The organism is Streptomyces sp. ADI95-16, assembly GCF_003721495.1.
Lineage (GTDB): Bacteria > Actinomycetota > Actinomycetes > Streptomycetales > Streptomycetaceae > Streptomyces > Streptomyces goshikiensis.
This window is the reverse complement of the sequence record NZ_CP033581.1, coordinates 7,404,093-7,428,977: the sequence shown is the minus strand read 5'-3', so window position 1 is coordinate 7,428,977 and position 24,885 is coordinate 7,404,093. Positions and strand designations below refer to the sequence as shown.

Sequence of the window (24,885 nt, the reverse complement as noted above, 5' to 3'; positions counted from 1 at the left end):
CCGGTTCCCCAAGCCGCCGCTCGTCCCGGGGCGGCTGGACGCCGGGCGCCGCTCTCGGGGGCCCGCCCGGCTCCCTGACCGCCGGAGCGCGGTGCGCGGCGGCGGCTCCGGCCACCGCCTTCGCTGGCGTAGGCTCGGGCTTCGCCCTTCCGCTCGCCCTCTCGCTCGTCCCGGGGAACCCACGATGCCGCACACCGGTCCGCAGTCCGTCGACCGCGCGCTGGAGATCCTCGACGCCGTGGCCGACGCGCCCGGGCCCGTCAGCGCCAAGGCGCTGGCCCGCCGGGTGGGGTGCTCGCTGTCCACCGCCTACCACCTGCTGGCCCCGCTCGCCGCGCGCGGCTACGTCGTCCGTACGGCGCGCGGGTACGTGCCGGGGCCGCGCGTTCCGCTGCTGCACCGGAGCTTCCTGCGGCATCTGGAGCCCGCGCCGCGCATGACGGACCTGCTGGCCCGGCTGCGGCGGACGACCGGCGCCGAGGCGTACTACACCGCCTACCGGGGCGGCCTGATCACCGTCGTCGACACGACCGCGCCGGTCACGGACACCGCGAACCCCTTCGCTCCGGGGCGCGAGACCCGGGCGCACGCCACCGCCCACGGCAAGGCGCTGCTGGCGGAGCTGCCGGGGCCGGCGCTGCGGCGCTACCTCACCGAGCACGGGATGGCCCGGCTGACCCCGGCGACCATCACGAGCGCCGACGGGCTGGAGAGGGAGCTGTCCCGGGTGCGCGGGCAGGGCTTCGCGGTCTCGGTCGGGGAGGCCGATCCCTCGTACACCTGTCTGGCGGTCGCCCTGCCGCGGGCGGGGGACGACGGGGCGGTGCACGCCCTGTCGGTGTCGCTGCCGACCGAGGAGTTCCGGCGGCGCCCGGAGGGGATCCGCGCCGCGCTGGCCGACGCGGCGGCGGCCGTTTCCTGACGCGGCCGCCGTTTCCTGACGCCCCGGCCGCCGTTCCCTGACGCCCCGGCCAGCCGTTTCCTGACGCCCGGCCGCCGTTCCCTGACGCCCGGCCGCCGTTCCCTGAGGCGGGCCCGACGCCCCGGCCCGCCCGGGTGCGCCGCGCGCATTCCGACACCGCCGGAAATCCGGCGTTCCTGGTGACACCGGCCCCGGGGTGCTGCCAGGCTGGAGGGCATGATCTTCATCGCCGTCAGGTTCGACGTCCGCCCGGAGCACAGCGACAACTGGCTCACGCTCGTCGACGACTTCACCCGCGCCACCCGCAACGAGCCGGGGAACCTCTTCTACGACTGGTCGCGCAGCGTCGACGACCCGAACAAGTACACCCTCCTGGAGGCCTTCGCCGACGCCGAGGCGGGCGCCGCACACGTCGCGTCGGAGCACTTCAAGGCCGGTATGGACACCCTCGCGGGCGCCATCGCCACGACGCCGGAGATCATCCACGTCGAGGTGCCCGGCCAGGGCTGGAACGCCATGGCCGAGCTGTCGCCCCGCCCGTAGGGCGGGTCCGCCGTCACGCGGGGGGATCCAGCAGCCGGGCCGCCGTCTCGCGCATCTCGATCTTGCGGATCTTCCCCGTGACGGTCATCGGGAACTCCTCCACGACATGGACGTAGCGCGGGATCTTGAAGTGGGCCAACCGGCCCGCGCAGTACGCCCGGACGGCCTCCGCGGTCAGCGGCTCGGCTCCCTCGCGCATCCGCACCCACGCCATCAGCTCCTCCCCGTACTTCGGGTCGGGGACCCCGATGACCTGGACGTCCAGGACGTCGGGGTGGGTGTGGAGGAACTCCTCGATCTCCCGCGGGTACAGGTTCTCGCCGCCGCGGATCACCATGTCCTTGATCCGGCCGGTGATGCTCAGGTAGCCGTCCTCGTCCATGACCGCGAGGTCACCGGTGTGCATCCAGCGCGCCGCGTCGACGGCCTCGGCGGTGCGCTCCGGCTCGCCCCAGTAGCCGAGCATGACCGAGTAGCCGCGGGTGCACAGTTCACCGGGTTCGCCGCAGGGCACGGTCCGGCCGGTCCCCGGATCGACGACCTTGACCTCCAGGTGCGGCCCGACGCGGCCGACCGTGGAGACGCGGCGTTCGACCGAGTCGTCGGCTCGGGTCTGGGTCGACACCGGGGAGGTCTCCGTCATCCCGTAGCAGATGGACACCTCGGTCATGCCCATCCGGTCGATGACCTCCTTCATCACCTCGACCGGGCAGGGCGAGCCCGCCATGATGCCGGTGCGCAGGCCGGACAGGTCGTACGAGGCGAAGCCGGGGTCGGCCAGTGCGGAGATGAACATGGTGGGGACCCCGTAGAGCGAGGTGCAGGACTCCGCCTCGACGGCGGCGAGGGTGGCGGCCGGCTCGAAGGACGGCGCGGGGATGACCATGGCGGCGCCGTGGCTGGTGCACGCCAGGTTCCCCATCACCATGCCGAAACAGTGGTAGAACGGCACCGGGATGCAGACCCGGTCGAGCTCCGTGTAGTGGCACAACTCGCCCACGAAGAAGCCGTTGTTGAGGATGTTGTGGTGCGAGAGCGTCGCGCCCTTGGGGAAGCCGGTGGTCCCCGAGGTGTACTGGATGTTGATCGGGTCGTCGGCGCTCAACTCGGCCTGGGCCCGGGCGAGTCGGGCCGGGTCGCCCTGCCGGCCCCGCTCCAGCAGCTCCGTCCAGCGCGGCCCGTCCAGCAGGACCGTGAACTCCAGCTCCGGGCAGCCCGGCCGCACCTCCTCGATCATGGCCGCGTAGTCGGAGCTCTTGAAGCGCTCCGCCGCGACCAGCATCCGCATCCCGGACTGCCGCAGTACGTACTCCAACTCGTGGGAGCGGTAGGCGGGGTTCACGGTGACGAGGATCGCCCCGATCTTGGCGGTGGCGTACTGCACCAGCGTCCACTCGGCCCGGTTCGGGGCCCAGATCCCGACCCGGTCGCCCTTGGTGATGCCGAGGTCCAGCAGGCCCAGCGCGAGGGCGTCGACATCGGCGGCGAACTCCGCGTACGTCCAGCGGCGGCCCGCCGCCCTGTCGACGAGCGCGTCGCGCCCGGGGAACCTGCGCACCGTACGGTCCAGGTTCTCGCCGATCGTGTCCCCCAGCAGGGGTACTTCGAACACCCCGGACGCATAGCTCGACGCTGCAGACACACGTACCTCCAGGAATCGGTGGCGAGGGCGCGCCGGGCGGACCGGCGCCCCCTCATGATCCCCGCCGGAGGTCGCGCGAACCAGCCCCGGGCGGCCGTGCGCCCGGGGCCGGTCGGATCATCGGGGACCGGTCAGTTCCCGCACGGGAGCCACAGCCCCGATCGTTCGAGCTCCCGGTCCAGTTCCCTCGCCGGGAGGAACTCGGAGGGCCCGGGCCAGCGGTCCCACCCCTCGTCGCCGTCCCACAGCTGGTCGAGCAGCGGCACGCCCAACAGGCCCGCGACCTCCTGACGCAGCCGGGGCAGCATGGCGTAGAGCCGGTCGCCGGGGCAGGAGGTGTCGTTGAAGTCCCGGTGTCCGTAGATCTCGGAGGGCGACAGCCCGTACTTCTGGCAGACGTGCGCGCAGAGGGCGGCCAGGGCGGCGAACTGCTTGGCCGGTGGTTCGACGCTGGTGTAGGTGCCCTCGTTCTCGATGCCGATGGCCACGGTGTTCTGGCCGACGCAGTGGGCAGCGCGGACCTGGTGCCGGCCCGCGTTCAGCTCGGTCAGGCTGCGGTGGCGGCCTTCGGTGACGTAGGCGCCGCGGCTGACGGTGAAGTGCTGGCCGGTGTCGATCCAGCCCTGGATGTCCATGTGGTAGTTCTGGATCGCCCGGGCGAGGGCGAACGCGCGGTCCTTCGAGTAGTCCGTCACGTTCGCCGTCGCCGTGTGGTGGACGACGATCCGCTGCGGCGGCGCGGCCAGGACGACGACGGACTCGGACGCGGCCCGGGCGCCCCAGGTCCCGCAGCCGAAGATCTCCGGCGTCGCGGCGGCCGAGGCACCCGCCCTCGCGGCCCACGCGCGGGCTGGAGCGGCCGAGGCGCGCGCCGGGGTGGCCGACGGCAGCAGAGCCGCGGCTCCGAGCCCGAGCGCTCCGGCGAGGGCGGTGCGCCGGGTGACCAGGGGCAGCGGCTGCCGCGACTGGGGCGAGGGAGAGGGCGGTTGCGGCTCGGCGTGTGACGTCATGTACGGGGCCCGCTTCCGTTGGCGTGAGGGGTCACCAGTGAAGGGGACGACCCGCGTCCGGGGCACGCAGGCACTCCGGTGGGACGGCGAGAGCAACCGCTTCGTACCAGCGGTCGTCGTCGCCGGATCAACTACCGCCCGGAAACAACGCCGATGCGCCGTACCGGCGGGGACTGCGGATGCGCCCCGTCCCGCCCGGCGCGAGAATGGACGTACCGGAGCCCTTGAGCGGATCGCTCGGGCCCGGGACTCGGTTCGACTCGGCTCGACTCGGTTCTGCCGGCGATCTCTCGGAAGGCCCCGAGATGTCCGTATTCTTCTTCGACATCGGGGCGACGCTCGCCGACGTGAGCTTCGAGGACGACGGCTCCCTGACCTTCCGGCCCCGCCCCCGGGTCGTCGAGGTGCTGACCGCCCTCGCCGGGGTCCGCAAGGGCATCATCTCCAACCCGGGAGCCGGGGACGCCGCACGGGAGCGCGCGCGGGCGGCGCTCGACGCGGCCTTCGCCGGGCAGTTCACCGAGGCGGCCCTGCTGCACTGGGGGCCCAAGACCGAACGCGGGATCTTCGACGAGGCGGTCGCGAGCGCCGGCGTACCGGCCGACAGCTGCGTCTTCGTGGGCGAGGACCCCGACGAGCGCACGGTGGCCCGTACCGCGGGGCTGCGCACGGCGGCCCATCCCGTCTTCGCGCAGGCCGCCGTCGAGGGCCGCCCGGTGCTGTGGACGCGGATCGGCCTGCCCGGGGGACGCGGCCCGGCCGAGCTCGACGCGGTCGCGAACGGGGCCGAGGTCGTCCCGGTGCACGTCGCCTCCGACCGGCTCGTGCTCGCCATGGCGAGCGAGCGGGGCGCGAGCGCGCTGCGGCAAGCCGGGTTCACGACCGACCCCCGGGGTTCCGTGGAGGAGACCGCGGCCTTCCTGCTGCGCGACGACCGCCCGGTGTCGGCCCCGGAGGCGTTCGCGGGCGAGCCTCCCGAGGCACTGGCGGCCGTGGAGAGCGGCCTGCGCGCCTCGGCGGCGTTCGCCTTCGCCGCGGGTGAGCTCGCCGGGGCGGGCCCGGCGCTCCTCTCCCTCGGTCCGGCCCCGGGCGGCGTCTACCTCGCCGCCGCGGCCGGCGTCCCCGTCGAGGGGGTCCACCTGCCGGGTGCCCGGCCCGGGCACACCGAGCGGCTGCTCCCCGACCCGGCACTGCTGTCCCGCCCGGGTGAGGCCCCCGTCCGGGAGCCGGCCGCCGGCTTCGCACCCGGGGCGCCGTCCGAGGAGACCGTCGAGGCGGTGCGCGCGGCCGTCACCCCGGAGGTGATGCGCGCCCACGTCGCCCGTGTCTCGGGCGCCGCGCCGCTGGTCGAGGGCGGCGCGCACACGGTGCGCGGCCGGCACGCGGCGGGCGCGGACAACGTGCTCGTCGCGCAGGCGCTGGCCGACCGGTTCGCCGCGCTCGGCCTGACCGTACGGCTGCGCCCCTTCACCTGGCGGGGGCACCGGATCGCCAATGTGGAGGCCGAACACCGGGTCGCGGGCTTGGACGGCGCGGTGCTGGTGACGGCCCATCTCGATTCCACCGGCGACCAGGGCGCGTACGTGGACGGCGCCGGTGTGCCGCGCCCCTACGATCCCGCCGCCGATCCGGCGCCCGGGGCCGACGACGACGGGAGCGGCGTCGCCGCCGTACTGGCGGCGGCCGAGTGCCTGGCGGGGCTCCTGGCCGCCGGGCGCAGTCCCGCGCGGACGGTGCGTTTCGTCCTGTTCAACGCCGAGGAGCAGGGGCTGGTCGGCAGCAAGGTGTACGCGCGCGCCGCCGCGGCGGCCGGCGACAGCATCGCCGGGGTCCTCCAGATGGACATGATCGCGGGGCGGCGCGACGGCGGGCACACGGTGGAGGTGCACGCGGGCGCGGCGCTCGCGGGCCCGGCGGCCCAGGCTTCGGAAGAGCTCGGCGAGGTGCTGGCCCGGGCCGTCTCGGCGGTCTCCGCGGGCCTCACCGTGGAGCGGATCACGGGTCCCGGCGACCCGGCCGCGGGGCGGAGCGACCACGCGAGCTTCCACGAGCGCGGCTGGGCGGCCGTGGCCGTCTGCGAGAACTTCTTCGACGGCGCCGAGCCGGCGTCCGGTACGCGGCAGTACCACCGGCCCGGTGACACGCTCGATGACCCGGACCACGACACGGGGTACGCGACCGACATCGCGCGGGGCGTCACGACGGCTGCTCTCACGCTCGCGGGACTCTGACAACTCGACGCACGGAGCAGGTGGTGAGCATGAGCGGCAGCACCCTGGTCGACAGGCGGGACATGACCTACGACCGGTTCCGGGAGGTGGTCGGGGCCGACGACTTCCTCGACGACACCGAACGGGTCGCGGAGGAGGTCCGGCACACCTTGATCGCCGACCGTGACAAGGTGAACCGGTTCACGGGGCACTTGCGGGAGCTCAGGGCGCAGGGCGCGCCCGCGTTCGAGAGCGCGCCGTCGACGGCGCCGCTCCCGGACAGCTTCTACATCGCGCAGGCCAAGGACTACGTCCGTTCCGTGTCCGAGGCGATCGGTTTCGCGGCCGAGGAGCCTGCCGAGTTCGAGGCCGACCCGTCGGTGACGGCGACGAGCGCGGGTGTGCGCGTCGTGAGCCTCCAGCAGATGCTGGGCGGCATCGAGGTGTGGGGCATGGCGCCGAAGGTGTGGCTGCTGGAGGACGGCACGGTGGACCGGGTCGTCGGCGACACGGTGAGCGTGCCGCCGGACCTGCCGGTGACTCCCGTGGTCTCCGCCGAGACGGCCCTGCGGGTGGCGGCGGCGAAGGCGGCCGCGCCGAGCACGATCACGGGACCCTTCGGCAGCGACGAGCTCCCGGCCCTGGACGTGTCCGGGGGCTTCGAGCGGCTGTCGGTCCAGCCCGAGAACAACCGGCCCGTGACCTTCGCCAAGGGGCCGTTCGCGGAGGCGATCCCGGCCCGGCTGGTGTACCTCTACATGGGCGGCGAGACGCGTCTGGCCTGGTTCTTCACCTTCTCCCGCGAGCACCTGCTCGTCCAGTACCACGCGTTCGTGGAGGCGGACGCGCGGACGGCGGACCCGGCCGCGCCCGAGATCCTGTACTTCTACGACGCGACGAACCACGCGATCGCGGGCACCGTGTTCCGGCACAACCCGATGGAGGGGGACCTGGCCCAGGTCACCTTCCCGCCGCCGCTGACGGACTATCCGACGCTGGTCCCCGACACCCTGCCGCCGGGCTTCCCGGACGCCTGGACGAGGCCCACGAACGGGACGGTGGCCACCGAGGGCAACAACGTACGGGCCTCATCCGGCGAGGACTCGCTGCCGTTCGAGGTCGGCGTCGGAGCGGGCGGTGACGGCGTCTTCAACCCGCTGGTGAACACCCCCGAGCACCTGGTCACCAACATCTTCTACTTCTGCAACTACATGCACGACTTCTTCATGATGCTCGGCTTCACGGAGGAGTTCGGGAACTTCCAGACGGTCAACCCCACCGGGCTCGGGAAGGGAGCGGACCCCGTCCTCGCCTTCGCGCACCCGGGGCCGGTGCCGGGGACCGCGAACATGGCCACCCGGGCCGACGGGGTGGCCGCCGAGATGAACATGGGGCTGGTCGCCCGCTCCGGACGGCACACCGCCAACGACGGGGACGTCGTCTACCACGAGTTCTGCCACGGGGTGACGAACCGTCTGGTCGGCGGGATGGCCGACGCGAACGGGCTGCGCGAGAAGCAGTCGACCTCGATGGGCGAGGGCTGGGGGGACTACTTCGCCCTGACGATCATCAACTTCTCGCGCCCCGAGGAGCGCGTGGTGCTCGGCAACTGGGTGGTCGACAGCCCGAAGGGCATCCGCCAGCGCCCGTACGACAGCCGGTACCCGGGCAGGTTCGGCGACATCGGCAGGCGCCGGGGCGAGGTGCCCGGCGACGGCGGGGCCGACCTGGACTACGCGGAGATCCACAACGTGGGCGAGATCTGGTGCGCCGCGCTGATGGAGCTGACCCGCACGACCTCGGCGGCGCTGGGCAACAAGGAGCGGGGCTACCGGCTGACCTGGCAGGCGGTGGTCGACGGGCTGAAGCTGACGCCGCGCAACCCGTCGTTCCTCACGGCGCGGGACGCGGTCCTGGGCGCCTTCAAGGCGATGAAGGGCCGGGCCCTGACCGACGAGGAGTACAAGGTGGTCCGGGCCGGGGCCTGGGAGGCCTTCGCCCGGTTCGGGATGGGGTTCGACGCCTTCAGCCCCAACGCGTCGTTCGCCGGCTGCCGCAGCGGCACGGCGATGCCGCCGGCCGGTTCCGAGGACTAGCCGGGACGGTCCGCGCCCTCCTTCCCGACGGCCGTACGGCGGCCGGGGAGGAGGGCGCGGGCCCGGGGCGGGGGCTCAGGAGAGCTTGCCGCCGTAGTCCGGGAGCTTGAACGTCCGCTCGGCGTGGCCGCCGACCAGGTCGCTCGCGTTGTTGCCGATGTTCGCGATGATCGTGTAGCCGCGGCCCTCGATCTCGGCGCGCTTGGCGGTCTTGTAGGCGCTGACCTCCTGGAAGAGGTCTGGCAGGTCGCGGACGTAGAGGCCGGTCACCGGGTATCCGACGGCCGTGAGGTTGTACTGCGTCAGCGAGGCGATGATGCCGGGGCGCGCGGTGACGAAGAAGACGGCCACGCCGCGGGAGTGGGCGTACTGGACCAGGTCGCGGACCTTGGCGATCGCCGGGGTCGGGAAGGTCCAGAAGTAGTGGAAGTCCGTCTCCAGCGAGGAGTTGTCGATGTCGAGGACGATCGCCGGCTTCTGGCCCGCGGGGGTGTTGGCGATGCGCTGCTCGACGTAGGGGCGGGCGACGTCGACGACGGCGTCCACGTCGCGCAGCCAGGTGCCGTAGTCGATGCCGAGGATGGCGGCGTTGCCGCCGGGGGCCCAGGAGGTGGCGGCGGACCGCGCGGCGGGCGCCGGGGTGGGGGTGGGGGCGGCCTGGGCGGTGGCCGCGGGCAGGACGAGGCTGAGAACGGCGGTCGCCGCGGCGACGGCACCGGCCGTACGGGTGGCCCGGGTACGGCTTCGGCTCATGGGGGGTGGCTCCTCGGTCGAGGGATTGGCGTGAACACGCCTAAGACTCGGGAGGGCGCGGCCGGATGTCTACTGGTCGGTAGGGAATTTTTCATGGACACGGGGTGAAGGCCGCCCGCCCCTGGCGGGGCGGACGGCCGCGAACGCTACGGCTTGGGCAGGGTGCAGCCCGGCCGGTTCAGGTCGATCACGCTGCCGGGGCCCACGCACGGGACGATGATGTACGTCTCCTGGGCGTAGTTGATGCCCCGGCGGACCGTCACGTTCCCGTTCGCGTCGACCTCGCACGGGTTGTTGTCCGTGCAGCGCGCGCCGTCCTCGTTGCCGGTGTTGTTGACGGCGACGACTTTGCCGGTCGTCGTGTCGACCACCGGCGAGCCTGAGGTGCCGCCGATGGTGTTGCAGGCCGAGGTGTAGCGGACCGAGTCCTTCCAGGTCCACTCCCCCTCCTTGAGGCGGTAGGCGAACCCGTCGACGTTGCAGCTGTATATCCGCTTCCAGTACCCGGACACCACCTTGATCCCGGAACCCTGGGCGGGGCGGGTGTCGTTGAGGGTGAGGGCGCTGATCCCGTACTGGCTCTGGATCTGGGCGTACGACTTGGTGAGCTGGTAGACCGAGATGTCGGTGTCGGTCATCGTCGCGTACGAGACCTTGCTCGCCCGCAGGGTCGCGACCTTGGAGCCGGCCGAGTTGAGCAGGGAGAACGACCGGCTGGACGGCTGGTCCTTGACGACCTCGCCGGCGGCCGGGAAGCCGGTCTCCAGGCAGTGCCCGTTGGAGAGCACGAGCGCGGGGTCGCCCGCCTGGGAGTTCGGCATGCGCACGACGGAGCCGGAGCAGTTGCTGAGTGCGACCGTTCCCGCGAAGTTGACCGCGACAGCCGGGGCGGCGAGCGCCCGGTCGTGCGGCGCGGGCGCCGAGGCTGCCGCCGGGACTGTCGCCGTTCCCGCTAAGAGCAGGCCGAGCACGGCGCCGGCGAGAGGCTTGTTCATGTGGGGGTCCCCTCTGATGACGGATACGACCGAAGATCCTTCGGTTGTCATGCGCATTGTTAGGACCCCAGGCCCAACTGGCAAGAGGGCGTGCTCGATTGACGGACCGTCCGGTCCGGATAGCGGGGAAGCGGGCCGTCAGTCCCGCGGCGCGCCGGGCGTGAGGCGGGCCACCACCTCGGCCAGGTCCTCGCACGCCTGCTCGATGCGCAGGCGGATGTTGTTCTGCTCCGTGACGAGCGCGGCCAGCAGCAGCCCCGTCAGGGCCGCGCACCCGTTGAACGCCTGGAGGTTGACCATGATCTCGAAGAGGGTGTGCCGGGCGAACGGCCCGGCGCGGTCGGTGGCCGCCCCGATGGCCAGGACCGACACGAACAGGGCGCACGGCGCGCTCCCGGCGAGCTGGAAGCGCACGGCGGCCCAGATCAGCAGCGGGAAGACGAGGAAGAGGAGCGAGAGGGTGCTCCTGGTGGCCACGAGGGTGACGACGACCGCGGTGGCCGCCAGGGCCGCCGCCTCGGCCATCCGGTAGGTGTCCTCGGGCAGCCGGGCCCGGCGCAGCACGAGCAGCACCGGGGTCACCACGAGCACGCCCATCGCGTCACCGGCCCACCACGCCGCCCACACCGGCCAGAACCGGTCCAGCGGCAGGTCCCCGGTGAGCACGAGCGTCCAGGTGCCGACGGTCGCGCTGAGCAGCATCGGCAGCAGGCCGCCCAGGAAGACCAGTGCCATCCCGTCCCGCAGCCGGTCCATCTCCAGGCGGAACCCCGCCCGGCGCAGCATCGCGTACGCGCACACCGGTCCCAGGGTGTTCCCCGCGAGGATCGCGATGTCGGCGGGGTCGATCCCGGCGAGCCCCTCGATGACCAGGTACGCACCGAGCGTGATCCCCGGCCAGACCCACGGGCCCATCCACAGCAGGCAGGCGAGGGCGATGCCGGTGGGCAGCCACAGGGGCGTGACGGCCGCGCCGTCGATGACCACCCGCTGGGTCAGGCCGACCCATCCGGACACGTAGTAGGCGGCCGCGACGGCGAGGATCCGAAGAAGAGTTCCAACGAGACGTCGCCTTCCCTCGGTGCGCACCACAGCATCAGACAACAGGGCGCGCCCGCGGACGGGGCGTGACACGCGCTATCGGGGCGCCGCCGCCTCGTGGCTCAGGACGAGGACGGCGGCGTCGTCGCAGTGCCCGGTGGAGTCCGCGACCCGCATGACCTCGGCGGCGAGCTCGTCGGGGTCGGTGCCCGCCGCCTCCCTGACCACCCGCAGCACCCGCTCCAGTCCCACCTCGATCGGGAACGACGGGCCCTCGACCACGCCGTCGGTGAGCAGGACCAGGGAGCCCGCCGCCGTCAGCCGGCGCCGGGTGACGGGGTACCCCGACCCGGTGAGCATGCCCAGGGGCAGTCCGCCGTCGTCCAGGGTGATCCCGTACTCGCCGTCGGCCGTGGCCCAGACCGCCGGTACGTGGCCGGCGCGGGCGCTCTCCAGCTCCCAGGTCGCGGGGTCGAAGCGGAGGAAGCTGCAGGTGGCGAAGAGCTCGCGGTCCATCGAGAGGAGGAGGTCGTTGGCCCGGCTCAGTACCTCGCCCGGGTCCGGGGCCGCGGCGGCCACGGCGCGCAGCCCGATGCGGACCTGCCCCATGAAGGCGGCCGCCTCCACGTCGTGGCCCTGGACGTCGCCGATGGAGAAGGCGACGGTGCCGTCAGGCAGCGGAAAGCCGTCGTACCAGTCGCCGCCGATGTCGAGGCCGTCCCGGGCGGGCGCGTACCGGGCCGCGGTGCGCAGCCCCGGCAGGGCGGGCAGCGAGGCCGGGAGCATTTCGCGCTGGAGGGCCGAGGCCAGCTCCACGCGGGCGTGCTGCACCTCCGCTCCCGCCCGCGCCTGGGCGGTGAGCAGGCCAAGCGTGGTCAGCAGGTCGTCGGCGCTCGCCGACCGCTGGTGACGACGCGGGGTCATGGACCGCTCCCAGGTGCGCCCGGTCGTCCTGTGGCGTCACCGCCGGGAAGGCGCACGCTCATCATATTTGCGCCCGGCGTGCCCCGCTCAGCCCGCTCGGCTGGTCGAAGAACGCCCTGGTGAGGCATGCCTTACCGGTGCGGACGACAGCGGAGTTTGGTCGGTCGGCCACAGCGCGTGAGCTATGTTTGAGGATGAGTGGCATGAGAGGGAGGCCCGCCGGTGTCATCGGGGCAGCAGGCACGCGCACAGGCGGCTGCGATCACGCCGAGTGCGCAGTCGCCGGACCATGAGCCCGTTCCGGGCGACCGGGTCCGCGCGCTCTTCGACGGCCATCGGCTGTCGCCCGGGCAGCGTCGCATCGCCCAGTACCTGATCGACCACCTCACCGAGGCCGCCTTCCTCTCGATCACCGAGCTCGCGGAGCGGGTCGGTGTGAGCCAGCCGTCGGTGACCCGGTTCGCCACGTCGCTGGGGTTCAGCGGCTATCCCGCGCTGCGGGACGCGCTCCAGCCGATCGCCCTGAGCAAGGTCGCGGGCTCCCCCGAGACGCGTGAGCAGTTCCGGCACAACGAGCTCCAGGCGGCCGTGGACGCGGAGATCGAGAACCTGGAGAACGTCCGCAGGCTGCTGGCCGACACCAATCAGGTGCTGGACATCGGCCGCGAGCTGGCCCGGTCGGTCCCGCTGACGGTGCTGGGCCTGCGGATCTCGGTGTCGCTGGCGGAGTACTTCGCTTACGCGGCCCGGCGCATCCATCCCGATGTGCGCCTGGTGACACGTGGAGGCAGCGTCGCGTACGACGCGCTGCTCCAGTCCCGGGAGGCGGGCGGGACCTGGGTGCTGGCGTTCGCCATGCCCCGGCACGCCAAGGAGACGCTGAGCGCGCTGAAGGCGGCCCGCAGCGCCGGGCTGAAGATCGTACTGATCACGGATTCCACCCTGGGGCCTCTGGTGGACGAGGCGGACGTGGCGCTGACCGCCGCCACGGGGGCCCGGCTGGTGTTCGACTCGTACGCGGCGCCGGGCATGCTCTCGGCGGCCCTCCTCCAGGCGATGGCCGACGCGGATCCCGAGCGGACGCAGGCGCGGCTGGAGGGCTACGAGCAGGTCGCCGATCAGCACGGTTTCTTCCTCTAGGACGTTTCAAGACCTTTCCAGGCCTTTCCCGGCGAAAATTTTGGCCACTGAAGGTCGTTTTCCGGCGGTTTGACCAGGCACTTTCACGCCTCGGGCGGGTATGTAATTTTTCATTCGCTTGTCTACTCGACGGTATATATGTTTACTAGGCAGCGCGCCGGATCCAGCAGATGCCAAGGAGAGCGACCCCACGCACTCCTGAACAAACGCTCAGCGTGACGCTCCTCCTCACGTCCCGCACGGGTGTTCCGTCCCGGCTTCCGGATCCACCAGAGCGCTCTTGGCGGCCTCGGTCAACCCCTGGGCCGAGGCCGCCACACCAACGTCTCGATCAGAGTTCGACACCTCTCGGAAGCGACGAGAATGCCCACGACGGTCCTTCACACCCTCAGCCCGGACTGGCCCTGTCAGGTCAAGGCGCCCGGGACGCACGACTGGGAGCGCACCGCGACCCGCTGGCTCCGAGACCTGCTCCCGGCCCGCTACGCCGGCTACTCGATGCTGACCCGCCACCCCGTGCTCCTCACCCGGCACGTACAGCTGCAGCTCCAGCACGAGTTGCGCGCGGTGCGGGTGGCACTGGAGACCAGCAGGGCCGAACTGCCATCGATGGGCGTGACCGACGGCATCATCGAGAACACGATCCGCATGTACGCCGTGGAGCTGGAACAGCTCGGCCGCCTCGCCCGCGGGGTCCGCCTCATCGGCGACGCGCTCCTCGTCAACGGCGGCGGGGGCCGGCGCCGCCAGCAGTAGCGCCCGCGTCAGACCCAGTTGACCTCCGCGCGGCTCAGCAGCGGATCGCCTTGGAGTTCCCACAGCGGGACCGCGAAGTTGCCGAGGCCGTACCGGCCGCCGTAGTGCAGGCCGAGGACACGGTGGTCCGCGAGGTCGAAGACCGGGGAGCCGCTGTTGCCGCCCAGGGTGGAGCAGTCGTGCTTCACGGTGAACTCGCCCGGAACCAGTCCCGTCGTCATGCCGGGCTGGAGCCGCTTGACGTTGTAGACGTCCATGAAGATGCGCCGCATGGCCTCGGGTTCGTTGCGGCGGCCGTCGGCCGCCGGGTAGCCGATCACATAGACCGGCCGGCCGGATACGTCCGCGGGCGGCTCGGCCGCCACCGCGAGCGGGGTCGCGGGCGGGCCGTTCCCGTTCTCCCCGATCCGCAGCAGGGCCATGTCCACCCGCGGGTGGATCCCCACCACCTCGGTGATCCCGTACGTGAACGCCTCCGCGGCGCCGGTGTCACCGCCCGGGCCCGCGCCGCTCCCGGCGCCGAGCTCCTCGGCGAGGTCCAGCCGGGCGCTCATGCCCTGCCGGAAGCTCCAGCCGTCGCCGTCGCCCCGGGTGAACTCGGCGGCGACGTGCCGGTTCGTCATCACCACGTCCGGGCCGACGAGGAACGCGGTGCCGAGCCAGTCCAGGCCGGGGTGTCCCTGGACCTCCACCCGGCCGACGCGGGCGATGGACGTACGGATCCCGGCCCGCTGGCCGTCGAGCACCGCCCAGTCGCCCTGCTGCGAGGGGAAGTCCTGCCCCTGGACGAGGATGGCGGGCCGGCCTTCGAGGAGGACGATCGCCTCCACGCCGAAGTACTCGTCCGCGTCGATCTCGTCCTCGCGGCCCGCCGCCATCTTCTCCAGCCCGCTGACCCCCGCGCCCAGCACCCTGGCCCGCTCCCGCTCGGCGAACCGGCCGATCTGCCCGGCCGTCGCGAGGTCCGGGGGAAGGTCCTCGCAGGACTCGGGGATCTCCGCGTCCAGGCCCCTGCGTACACGGTCGGCGACCTCGCGGAGGTCTCCGAAGACCTGTGCCGCGCCCGTCGCCACCGGGGAAGAACCGCTCATCTCACGCCACCTCCATCCGGTTGCGCTCCGCCGGCGCCGCCAGCGCCGTCTGGGCTGCCGTGATCTCGGCGTACGCCTCGGGGCTGGTGCGCTCCAGGTGCCGCAGCACGCTGCTCATCTGGGTGCCCACGTTGACGAACGCGGTCGTCTTCCCCTGGAAGTTGACGTCCTCGACGCGCCGCGTGCCACGGTGGAGCGCGACCACCTTCCAGTCGTCGGTGAAGACGGGCGATCCCGAGGAGCCGCCGCGGGTGTCGGTGAAGTAGCGCACGTCGTCCTCGTTCGTCTCGTACACCAGGTTGTTGCGCAGGGCGACGCGCTTGGGCAGGCCGCCGGGGTGCTGGATGATGTTGACCGCCACCGGCTCCTCCCGGTCCACCGTCAGCGCGGCCGTCGCCACCCTCAGCGCGGGCCGCGCCAGCTGGCCGCTCAGGCGCAGGATCGCGTAGTCGAGCCCCTCGTCCCAGGCCACCAGTTCGCTCGCGCTGACCTCCTCGGTCTCCGTCTCGTCGGCGCCGTAGTCGAAACGGGAGCGGGAGCCGCGCACCTGGAGCCGCAGGTCGTCCGGGGCCACCGCGGTGAGCTCGGTGGCGCTGCGGGTCCGGGCGTTGACCACGTGGTGGTTGGTGACGAGCAGGCCGGGGGCGATCAGCCAGCCCGTCCCGGAGTGGGGGTAGCCGTTCGGCTGGAGCGGGGCGCCCGACTGGTACGGGGAAACCTTGATCCGGGCGACGGACAGCCCCGCGAGGGCGCCGCCCTGGAGGAACTCGAACGGCACGGTGTCGTCGTGGTGGACGACCTCTTCCTTGGTCTCCCCCTCCGCCGGCCCGGCCGGTACGTCGGGTTCGCCCGCGGCGTTGCGCGCCACCTCGTCCAGGGCGCGCTGGAAGACGGCGAGCGGGTCGGCCGCGACGGTCTGGGCGACGGCGTTGCGCAGCCAGACCTCCAGCGGTACCGAGCCGTCGACGAGCCGCTCCACGCGGTTCATCGCGTTCAGGTCGGAGCGGACCTGGAGGCCGGGGGCGGCCAGCAGCGGGAGCGTGCCCCGGTACTTGGGCATGATGCCGTCGAAGAGCAGGGTGCGGACCATGGGGTCGGCCAGGCCCGCCTCCAGCGCGGCGTCGGACAGCCGGACCACTTCTTCGCTCGGGAGGTAGGCGTGGCTCATGCTCGCTCAGGCCGCCGCTCGGGGGCCGTTCCTTTCGGCTGGCCGGTGTTCCCCCCGGAGCCCGTTCCCGGAGCCGCCCGCGCCCATGGCGGTCGCCACCCCGGAGACGAGTTCGCCGCTCTGGTCGCGGAGTTCGAGCAGTTTGCGGGCGAGCCGGTCGAGGGTGCCCCGGTCGCGGGCCGCGCGGAGGATCCCGCTCATGCCGGCGTGGGTGGAGCCCGTGGACCGGAGGGCCTCCTGAGAGGCATCGGAGGTGCCGGACGCCGCGTTCTCCAGGATCCTCGCGAGGGCGTGGCGCAGCTTGGGTTCCCGGGCCACCACGTGGTCGATCGACACGGCGAGCGCTTCGAGCGCCGCGTCGTCGGTGTCCGGCAGCCCCACCACCTCCAGGGTGTGGTCCAGGGCGACCGGGTCCTCCCGGCACACCTCGGCCGCGACGGCCCGTACCAGGACGGGCCGTTCGGTCAGTGCCTCGTCGGTGAGCCCGCGCAGCCGCAGGGCGAGCCGCCGGTCGATGTCGGAGCCCGCCCCCGGGGACGCGACCAGCCGGGCCCGGTGCAGCATGGCGCCCATGGCGTCGAAGTCCCGGCCCAGTCCGGTCGCGATGTCCTCCGCCTCCACGAGGTCGCGTTCGGCGGCGCGCGGGTCGCCGTCCTCCTCGGCGAGGCGCGCGGAGAGCAGCAGCAGGTCGAGCCGTGCGTCGGTGCTGCCCGCCTCCTCGGCGCGGTCGACGGCCGCCTCCGCCGCGGCCCTGGCCTCCGCCCGCCGGCCGCAGCGGGCCAGCGTCTCGACGAGCAGCGCGTGCAGGGGGCTGCCGGGCGTCCAGGGCCGGCGTTCGGTGAGCCGGGCGGCGGCCGTGTCGGTGAAGCCCTGGGCGAGGAGGTCCTCGACCTCGCGGGCCGCGATCCGCTCCCAGTCCTCCTGGTCGGCGTCGATGAGCACCTGGTCCGGGGTGTGCCCGCCGAGGTGCCCGGTCAGGAAGGCCGCCGAGCGGGAGGTCATGTCCTGGTCGGCGTTGTCGAGGAAGCGTTCGACGCCGGGTTCCCAGCGTTGCTCCACGGCGCGCGGGTCCTCGTTCAGGCGCAGCCGCTGGTAGATCTCCTCGGCCCGGGCCTCCAGCCCCTCGCGGGCGGCGTAGTGGTCCACCGCGCGCCGCCCGACGTCGCGCATGAGGTCGGTCCGCGCGGTGTCCGACAGGCGCAGCATGATGGCGCGCAGGTCGGCGCGGTGCCGGACGCCGTCGGGTCCGGCGGGTTCCACCAGGTCGAGCCGGGCCAGCCCGCCGAAGAGGCGGCGGGCTTCGTCGGGGGTGTCCACCCGCAGCCCGCAGGGGCCGGCGAGCACCTCCCGGATCAGGTCGGGGGTGATGACCCGCAGGGCCAGGCCGGCGTGCGCGAGGGCGCGTACCTCGTCGTCGGCGATGTGCTTGAGCACACGGTCGTAGAGGATGCCCTGGACGAGCATCTGGTCGACCTTGTGGTGGATGTGGTGCCGCTTGGGGGGCAGGCTCTCGACCAGTCCGCTGAGGGAGCCGGACTCCTGGACGGCCCGCGCGGCCAGTTTCAGACTGAGCGGGTGGCCGCCGACGCGTTCGGCCAGGTCCCGGGCGACGGCCTCGCTGCCGACCCCGCAGGACATCAGGAGCTGGACCGCCGCGTCCGGTTCGAGGTCGCCGAGTTCGATGGTGCGCACTTCGGCGGCCCGCGCCGGGTGGTTCACGGGCGCGCGACCGGCGACGACGCACCGCAGCCGCGGGTAGGCCCGCTGGAGGGCGGCCCAGATCGCCCAGACCCGGCCGAGGGCGGGTGAGGCCCGGTACTGGGCCTCCTCGAACGAATCGACCACGATGACCAGCGGCGGTGCGGGGGCACCGGGCGGCAGGGCCATCGCCTGGACGAGGAGTTCGGCGACGCGTCGCACGAGGTCGCTCTCGCGGTCGCGCGCCGCCGAGTGGAAGGCTTCCGCGGCGCCCCGGCCGACCCCGGAGCGGGTGGTGGAGAGCTGGTACAGCTCGTCGATCCGGCTCTGTTCCTGGCGCTGGGCGCGGGCGGTCTCCTCGCAGGCGCCGGCCAGCGCGTCGAACGCGGCCCGGTGGCCGGGGTACTGGGTGCCGAGCTGCCGGGCGATCTCGGCGATCAGGGTGACCGGTTCGTGGACCGAGAGCGTCGGCCGCTCGAAGTCGACGTAGGCGAAGGGGAAGGGGAACGCGGAGGGGGTGGCGGCGGGGTGCTGGAGGGTGCCGAGGAGGAACCGGGCGAGCAGGGTGCTCTTGCCCATGCCGCCCATGCCGTGGATCAGCAGCGGGGGTTCCTCGGTGTCCGCGGGCGGCCCGACGTAGCGGCGCAGCTGCTCCAGTTCCTCGGCGCGCCCGCAGAAGGAGCCCTGGACCAGGCGCTGGAGCGGCTGGAGCAGCCGGGCGCGCTCCAGCAGCCGCTGGACGTGTTCGGGGTCGGGGAGGCCGGTCGTTCCCGGGATCCGCGAGAGCCACAGCAGGGCCTGGAGGGTGTCGGCGAGTTCGTCGACACCCTGCCGCTCCAGGGCGGGCGGGCGGCCGTAGAGGTAGGCGAGGGCGGTCCGTTCGGGTCCGGGGCCTTCGGGAACCTGGTCGAGGTTGGCTTCGAGGACGAGCCGGGCGGCTCCGGGGCCGGCGAGGCCGCGCAGCGCCGCGTCCCGTACTTCCTGTTTGAGTGCCCAGGTGGTGTGCGGGCTCATGCTCAGCGTCCGGCATTCGTGGACGAGTTCCATGGCCGCGGCGCCGGCCGCGGCGCTCTCGCCGGGCAGTCGGAGCCGGGTGGGGTCGAACCCGGTGAGCAGGCAGGCGGCTTCGCGGTACGCCCGGCGGGTGTCCGGTACGTCCGGGGGCGGTGCTTCGGCGGCGGCGAGCAGTTCGGCCCGCAGGCGGGTGGCGAAGGCTTCGCCCGGGCCCAGCTCGCGGTAGAGGCGGACGGTCTGTTCGCAGGCCGTGCAGAGCTTGCGCATGTAGCTGTCGTCGCCGGGGCCGCGCGCCGCGTCGAGGATCGCGGGGACGGCCACCTCGACCAGTTCGTCGGGCGCGGGCGCGCCGGCGGCCGGGGCCGGGGCCTCCTGGAAGAACGCGCGGAAGAACCCGCGCAGGTCGTCCGGGCCGACGGCGCGGGCGGTGTCCCGGCAGACGTTCTTGCGTACGTAGTAGGGCAGTTGGCGCTGCGTCGGATAGCCGAGCAGCACCAGCCGGGGCAGGGTCTCCCCCGGTTTCGCCGTGCGGTCGTAGATGGCCAGGGCCAGCTGCCCTATGCAGTCCCATACGTCGGAGTTGGCGTCGAGCATGTCGCACTCGTCGAGGACGAGCCAGAACTGTTCGTCCGCGGTGGTGGCCCGGCTGACGATGCGGTGGACGGCGTCCTCGACCGACGGCAGGCGGTCGTTCAGCTGGCTCGGGTCGTACGGCCCGCTGCCCGCGCCGGGGTCACCGACGAACTCGGCGAGCCGCCGGACGACCTGGTCGGCGGTCGAGGTGCGCGAGAGGGTGACCCGGACCGGGCGGAAGCCGCAGTGCTGGCCGAGGTAGCGCAGGAGGCTGTAGGTGTAGGAGCGGCCGCTGTCGGGTTCCCCGTCGACCACGAGCACGGTCTGTTCGGGGTCGGCGAGGAACTCCCGGAGCCGTTTGCGCAGCTCGGCGCGGTCGATGAAGACCTCGGTGCCGTTCCTGAGCACGGTGGCGAGGAAGTGGTCCTGCGCGGAGGAGTGCACCCGGGCGTCTTCGAGGAGCCGGTCCAGGAACCGCCGGGCTTCCGCTCCGGCCTCCAGGACGCTCAGCTCGTCGAGGTCGACGAGGGCGCCGAGGAGGTGGCACTGGAGCCCGATGTCCCTGCGGGCGGCGTGGACGAGGGTGACGGCGTTCGGGCCGCTCTTGTTGGTCAGGGGCAGGTCACCGATGAACTCCGGGGAGAAATCGGACTGGGTGAGCCGTTCCCGGGGGTCGAGGGTGTCGAGGAAGTAGTCACGCACCCAGGCGGTGACGAGGCCCCATTCCGTATCGGTGAGCGGCATACCGCACCTACCCGGCCACCCTCGTGGGGTGACAGACGGATTGACTGCTACTTGTCATGGTTTCATTGGGTCTGTTCGGTGGCAAGGCCGTCGAACACCGCGAGAACGGGATCGCGGACCGGCTTGGTCGAGAGGTATTCGCGGATGCCGTGGTGGTTCCCGCTGTCGTTGGTGACCAGGTGGTCGGTGACGAGCTCGACCGGCGCGTACTCGGGCCGCAGGGTGTGGTCGAGGGCGACCAGGTCGCGCGGGTCGGAGGCGTTGCACCAGGCCGCCACCCCGGCGGGGACGGCGGGCGGCTTCGTCAGGGCGTCCCGGATCTCGGTGATGGCGAGCGGCGAACCTACGGTGACGAGGAGGTCGACGTCCCGCTGCCGCTCGCGCAGCGCCTCGTAGGCGATGATCGTGCCGAGGCTGTGGGACAGGACGACGAGTGCGCCCCCGTCCGGGACGGCGACCGCGTCGAGCGCGCGCGTGAACACCTCGCGCATGGCGGGACCGGCACCTCCGAAGAAGTACCCGTGGACGTCCTTGAAGGTGTGCTCCACCAGCAGGCGGAACACGGCGGTACGGGCGGCCCTCGGCAGCGGGAGGGCCTCCAGCCCGGCGTCCGAGCCGGGGACGGTGTTCGCCGACTCGCCCTCCGCGAGGGTGTCCCCGAGGTAGGTCATGTCGCGCAGCCAGTCGCCGAGCGCCGCCTCGGCCTCCGCCGGGTCGCCGGTGGTGCCGGGGGCGGACGGGACGAGGCCCTCCGCCCCGCCGAGCGTGGCGTCGAGGCGGGCCTCGGCGAGCGTCCGCGCGATGAACGCGTCGGGGGGTTCGGCGGCGAGCGCCCCGGCGCCGTGCGCGTCCGGTGCCTCGAAGCCCACGGGCCCGCCGGGGCCCCCGGACCCTCCGTCAATGGGATCCTCCCCGGCATCGGAGAGCGGGGCCGGATACCGCAGGGGCGCCCAGTACGCCATGCGCGTGGCCGCGCCCATGTCGGCGCCGAAGAGGGCGGTGTCCCACTGGGACTTGAGCAGGTCCTCGCGGACCTTGTTCCCGTTGCCGTGCACGTAGACGACTCTGGCGTCGCTGGCTTCCATAGCACCTCCCGTGCCGTAGCAGCACGGATGCCGGTCACAGCCAGTATTGGTCCGCGACGCACCGGCCGCCAGTCGATCGCGGGTGGCCGGGCAGGTGGTTGACCGCTCAACTCGACGCCGGGCCAGGGCCGGAATCGGGGCCGGAATCGGGGTCGGGCTCGGGCTCGGGCTCGGGCCGGTGTCAGAGGGTGCGGCGCATGCAGACGCGGGCCCAGCGGTTCAGGCCGTGGGAGGCCTCGCGGGCGCGGACGGCGCGCAGGCCCGGGCCGAGCGCGGCCTCGTCGAGCGGTTCGAAACCGCAGCGCTCGTAGTAAGGGGCGTTCCACGGGACCTCGGCGAAGGTGGTCAGGGTCAGGGCCGGCACCGCCTCGGCCGCGGCCAGGACCGCGAGATGGTCGAGCAGCGCCCGTCCGATGCGGCGGTGCGCACTGTCCGGATGGACCGACACCTGCTCGACGTGCAGGTTGCCGTCGACACGGTCGGCGATCAGGTACGCGACGGGGGCGTCCGCGTCGTCGACCGCGACCCAGGCAAGTCCGGACCGCTGGTAGCCGGCGAGTTCGTCGAGCGGGAGGGGTTCGTCGTCGGCGATCTCCGGCATGCCGACGTCACGGAAGCACAGACCGGCGGCCCTCTCGATGTCCTGGAGGAGCGGCAGTTCGCCGACGAGTACGGATCGAATACGCATGCGCGCATTGTCGCCGGTGGCCCGGCCCGCCTCGACGGGTATTCCCGTCGAAACCCCCTGGAAGATCATCCGCCCGCACGGCACAGTGGCGGTCATGGCTTCTTCCGTACACCACGTGACCATCGACTGCGCCGACACCTACCGGCTCGCCACCTTCTGGGCCGAGGTACTGGACGGCAAGATCGGCGACGACGACGTGCCCGGCGACCCCGAGGCGCTGGTCGAGAGCGACGGCGTCTCGCTCCTGTTCGTCGCCGTCCCCGAGGGCAAGGCGGTGAAGAACCGGATCCACTTCGACATCCGGCCGACGGACCGCGGCCGCGACGAGGAGGTCGAGCGCCTGCTCGCCCTCGGCGCCACGCTGGTCGCGGACCGGCGCCGGCCCGACGGCTCGGGATGGGCGACCCTCGCCGACATCGAGGGGAACGAGTTCTGCGTCGAGCGCAGCGCCGCCGAGCGGGCGGCCGCGACCGCCGTCTGAGCGTCGGCCCCGCCGGCCCCCCGGGGGTGGAGGCGGACCGGGGGAAATCCGGGTGCGGAGCGGGCCGTGGGCGGCCTAGGCTCCCCGGATGAGCACCCGTACCTTCCGGATCACCGTCCGCGGTTCCTTCGACTCCCTCACCGCCGAGCAGCACGCCGAGCTGCTCGGCGAGGCACCGCACCACGACATGCTGCACGCGGCGTTCACCCCCGAGGGCCACCTCACGTACGACATCGCCGCCCGGCCCGCCTTCGTGTTCCGGTTCCTGGACTCCGGCGAGGCCGAGGAGGACCTCCTCGACGCCTCGGCCCGCGCCGAGCTCGCCGCCGAGGAGTGGCTGACCGCGCGCGGGTACGGCTTCAAGCACCTCCGGTCCACCGCGCAGGACCTCTCCCAGGCACCGCTGGGCAAGCGCGGGCGCAGGGAAGCCGCCCGCGCGGACGGCTGACGCGCGACGGTCCCGGCGCGGCGCCACCATGAGTGGGGGGAACCCTTCGCCCGGGAGGTGCCCATCGTGTCCACTGACACCGTCGACGTACTGATCGCCGGCGCCGGTCCCGTGGGGCTGACCGCGGCCGTCGAGCTGCGGCGGCGCGGGATCGGCTGCCGTGTCGTGGACCGGCTGCCGGAGCGGCTGCCGTACGCCAAGGCCGTCGGCATCCAGCCCCGCACCCTGGAGATCTGGGACCGGATGGGCCTGGTCCGGGCGGCCCTCGAAGCGGCCGTCCCGATGCTCGGGCAGCTCACGTACGTCAACGGCGTCGAAAGGCCCCGGATCGAACTCTCCCTGCCGCCCGAGGTGCCGTACGGGTTCGCCGCGCTGCCGCAGTACGAGACCGAGCGGATCCTCGACGAGTTCCTGGCCCGCTTCGGGTCCCGGATCGAGCGCGGGACCGAGCTGGTGGGGTTCGCGCAGGACGCCGACGGGGTGACGAGCCGCCTGGTCACCGCGTCCGGGGCGCAGGAGGAGGTCCGCTCGCGGTACCTGGTCGGCTGCGACGGGGCGCACAGCGCCGTCCGCAAGGGGCTCGGCCTCGACTTCGAGGGGGGCGCCTTCCCCGAGGAGTACATGCTCGGGGACGTCGAGCTCGACTGGGACATGCCCCACGGGTACGGCGTCCGCGCCATGCACCTCGGCGCCGACGGCGCCGTCGACGACGTGCTGGTGTGCATCCCGCTGCCCGGGCGCGGCCGGTACCGGATCTCGTCCGTGGTGCCGCCGGAGCTGCGGACCGCCGCCCGCGCGGAGAGCGGTGACGGCGTGGCACACGGCCTCGACGGCGGCTCCGCGCCCTCGCTCTCCCACCTCCAGGACGTCCTGGACCGGCTCGCGCCGCGGCCGGCGACCGCCTCCGCCCTGCGCTGGTCCTCGGTGTTCCGCATCAGCCACCGGATCGTGGACCGGTACGCCGACGGCCGGGTCTTCGTCGCCGGCGACGCCGCGCACATCCATCCGCCGACCGGCGCGCAGGGGATGAACACCGGCATTCAGGACGCGTACAACCTGGCCTGGAAGCTCGCGCTCGCGATCCAGGGCGGCGCGCGCCCCGAACTCCTCGCGAGCTACGACACCGAGCGCCGTCCCGTCGGTGTGGAGGTCGTGGGGCGGACGGTGCGGCACGCCGCCGAGGGGGTCCAGGCCGACCCCGACGACCCCGGGACCGTCATGCTCCGCGAGGCGCAGCTGCTGCTCGGCTACCGGGGCAGCTCCCTGGTCGGACCGCCCGGGGAAGGGGCCGGCGGCGCCGACGGCGACGGCCCGCGGGCCGGGGACCGCGCCCCCGACTGCGGGGGCCTGACCGGGCACATCGCCGCCCACCCGCTGCGGCTGTACGACCTGTTGCGCGACCGCGGGCACGTGCTGCTGCTCTACGGGGGCGGCGACGGGGAGCCGGACGGGGCGGGCGCCGACGACTTCCCCGCACTCGCCGCGACCGCCCGGGACGTGTCGCTGGGCCGCGTCGCGACCTGCGTGGTGCTGCCCGATGCCGCCCCGGCCGGCGCCGGCGACACGATGACCCTGCCCGTCTACCGCGACCGCCGGGGCGAGTTCGCGCGGCAGTACGCGGCGCGCGGCCGGACGGCCTTCCTGGTGCGGCCGGACGGCTACCTGAGCGCCCGTCTCCAGCCGCCCACCGCCGGTGAGCTGGCCTCCCGCCTCGCGCTGGTCTTCCAGGCCTGAGCGCCGGGGTACCCTGCCCGCCCCGGCCATCCAATTGGACAAGCAGTCGATGTTACGACCACGATGAGCCCCGCAGTATCGCGGCAGTGCGGGGGGCATACCGCTCACATCGTGACGTCCTCCACGCTC

At 73.1% G+C, this 24,885-nt stretch carries 20 protein-coding genes; 9 read left to right on the top strand and 11 right to left on the bottom strand.

The genetic code is table 11. From position 1 onward, the window contains the following. Positions 1–184 precede the first annotated feature (184 nt). Positions 185–922: an IclR family transcriptional regulator gene (locus tag EES41_RS32980; RefSeq protein WP_073780012.1), complete on the top strand. Its 738-nt coding sequence runs from the start codon at positions 185–187 to the stop codon at positions 920–922. 216 nt (positions 923–1,138) lie between these two features. Then, positions 1,139–1,465, top strand: a complete 327-nt coding sequence (locus tag EES41_RS32975) for a putative quinol monooxygenase (RefSeq protein WP_123081570.1) — start codon at positions 1,139–1,141, stop codon at positions 1,463–1,465. A gap of 13 nt (positions 1,466–1,478) precedes the next feature. On the opposite strand, the gene EES41_RS32970 is transcribed toward EES41_RS32975, so the two are convergent. Both EES41_RS32970 and EES41_RS32965 read right to left on the bottom strand, forming a co-directional pair. Further along, positions 1,479–3,119 carry an AMP-binding protein gene (locus EES41_RS32970; RefSeq protein ID WP_123081569.1) on the bottom strand — a complete coding sequence of 547 codons (1,641 nt, stop codon included), beginning with the start codon at positions 3,117–3,119 and terminating at the stop codon, positions 1,479–1,481. Positions 3,120–3,238: 119 nt separating this feature from the next. Beyond that, complete coding sequence (locus tag EES41_RS32965) at positions 3,239–4,117, bottom strand: peptidoglycan recognition family protein (RefSeq protein ID WP_254211659.1); 879 nt, start codon at positions 4,115–4,117, stop codon at positions 3,239–3,241. A gap of 305 nt (positions 4,118–4,422) precedes the next feature. Between EES41_RS32965 and EES41_RS32960 the strand changes: the two genes are divergently transcribed. Next, positions 4,423–6,348, top strand: coding sequence for a M20/M25/M40 family metallo-hydrolase (locus tag EES41_RS32960; RefSeq protein WP_123081567.1), 1,926 nt, complete (start codon positions 4,423–4,425; stop codon positions 6,346–6,348). Between the two features lie 29 nt (positions 6,349–6,377). After that, complete coding sequence (locus tag EES41_RS32955) at positions 6,378–8,423, top strand: M36 family metallopeptidase (RefSeq protein ID WP_123081566.1); 2,046 nt, start codon at positions 6,378–6,380, stop codon at positions 8,421–8,423. Positions 8,424–8,498: 75 nt separating this feature from the next. Here the strand turns inward: EES41_RS32955 and EES41_RS32950 are convergent, their stop codons facing one another. From EES41_RS32950 to EES41_RS32935, 4 genes are all read right to left on the bottom strand, one after another. After that, the gene (locus EES41_RS32950) at positions 8,499–9,176 is read right to left on the bottom strand and encodes an HAD family acid phosphatase (protein WP_123081565.1); all 678 of its coding nucleotides are present in this window, start codon (positions 9,174–9,176) and stop codon (positions 8,499–8,501) included. Positions 9,177–9,322: 146 nt separating this feature from the next. After that, complete coding sequence (locus EES41_RS32945) at positions 9,323–10,171, bottom strand: serine protease (protein ID WP_123081564.1); 849 nt, start codon at positions 10,169–10,171, stop codon at positions 9,323–9,325. A gap of 138 nt (positions 10,172–10,309) precedes the next feature. Then, positions 10,310–11,263 (bottom strand): MASE1 domain-containing protein, encoded by a 954-nt coding sequence (locus EES41_RS32940; RefSeq protein WP_123081563.1) that lies wholly within the window; start codon positions 11,261–11,263, stop codon positions 10,310–10,312. A gap of 45 nt (positions 11,264–11,308) precedes the next feature. Further along, positions 11,309–12,136 (bottom strand): PP2C family protein-serine/threonine phosphatase, encoded by an 828-nt coding sequence (locus tag EES41_RS32935; protein WP_123081562.1) that lies wholly within the window; start codon positions 12,134–12,136, stop codon positions 11,309–11,311. Between the two features lie 222 nt (positions 12,137–12,358). On the opposite strand from EES41_RS32935, the gene EES41_RS32930 reads away from it, so the two are divergent. Further along, positions 12,359–13,276 (top strand): MurR/RpiR family transcriptional regulator, encoded by a 918-nt coding sequence (locus EES41_RS32930; RefSeq protein WP_008742324.1) that lies wholly within the window; start codon positions 12,359–12,361, stop codon positions 13,274–13,276. 363 nt (positions 13,277–13,639) lie between these two features. Continuing rightward, positions 13,640–14,032: a hypothetical protein gene (locus EES41_RS32925; RefSeq protein WP_123081561.1), complete on the top strand. Its 393-nt coding sequence runs from the start codon at positions 13,640–13,642 to the stop codon at positions 14,030–14,032. Between the two features lie 8 nt (positions 14,033–14,040). On the opposite strand, the gene EES41_RS32920 is transcribed toward EES41_RS32925, so the two are convergent. The 5 genes from EES41_RS32920 to EES41_RS32900 form a co-directional block, all read right to left on the bottom strand. Further along, positions 14,041–15,123, bottom strand: a complete 1,083-nt coding sequence (locus EES41_RS32920) for a serine protease (RefSeq protein WP_123081560.1) — start codon at positions 15,121–15,123, stop codon at positions 14,041–14,043. A gap of 1 nt (position 15,124) precedes the next feature. Next, positions 15,125–16,291 carry a trypsin-like peptidase domain-containing protein gene (locus tag EES41_RS32915; RefSeq protein ID WP_123081559.1) on the bottom strand — a complete coding sequence of 389 codons (1,167 nt, stop codon included), beginning with the start codon at positions 16,289–16,291 and terminating at the stop codon, positions 15,125–15,127. Between the two features lie 6 nt (positions 16,292–16,297). Continuing rightward, positions 16,298–20,320 (bottom strand): AAA family ATPase, encoded by a 4,023-nt coding sequence (locus EES41_RS32910; protein ID WP_254211658.1) that lies wholly within the window; start codon positions 20,318–20,320, stop codon positions 16,298–16,300. A gap of 62 nt (positions 20,321–20,382) precedes the next feature. After that, a complete protein-coding gene (locus EES41_RS32905) occupies positions 20,383–21,405 on the bottom strand; it encodes a hypothetical protein (protein WP_123081558.1) in 1,023 nt (340 codons plus the stop codon). A 181-nt stretch (positions 21,406–21,586) separates the two neighbouring features. Next, positions 21,587–22,093, bottom strand: coding sequence for a GNAT family N-acetyltransferase (locus EES41_RS32900; protein ID WP_123082848.1), 507 nt, complete (start codon positions 22,091–22,093; stop codon positions 21,587–21,589). Between the two features lie 94 nt (positions 22,094–22,187). On the opposite strand from EES41_RS32900, the gene EES41_RS32895 reads away from it, so the two are divergent. From EES41_RS32895 to EES41_RS32885, 3 genes are all read left to right on the top strand, one after another. Next, positions 22,188–22,574 (top strand): VOC family protein, encoded by a 387-nt coding sequence (locus EES41_RS32895; protein ID WP_123082847.1) that lies wholly within the window; start codon positions 22,188–22,190, stop codon positions 22,572–22,574. An 88-nt stretch (positions 22,575–22,662) separates the two neighbouring features. Next, positions 22,663–23,022, top strand: a complete 360-nt coding sequence (locus tag EES41_RS32890) for a DUF6204 family protein (RefSeq protein WP_123081557.1) — start codon at positions 22,663–22,665, stop codon at positions 23,020–23,022. A gap of 63 nt (positions 23,023–23,085) precedes the next feature. Further along, positions 23,086–24,756, top strand: coding sequence for an FAD-dependent monooxygenase (locus EES41_RS32885; protein WP_123082846.1), 1,671 nt, complete (start codon positions 23,086–23,088; stop codon positions 24,754–24,756). Positions 24,757–24,885: the final 129 nt, after the last annotated feature.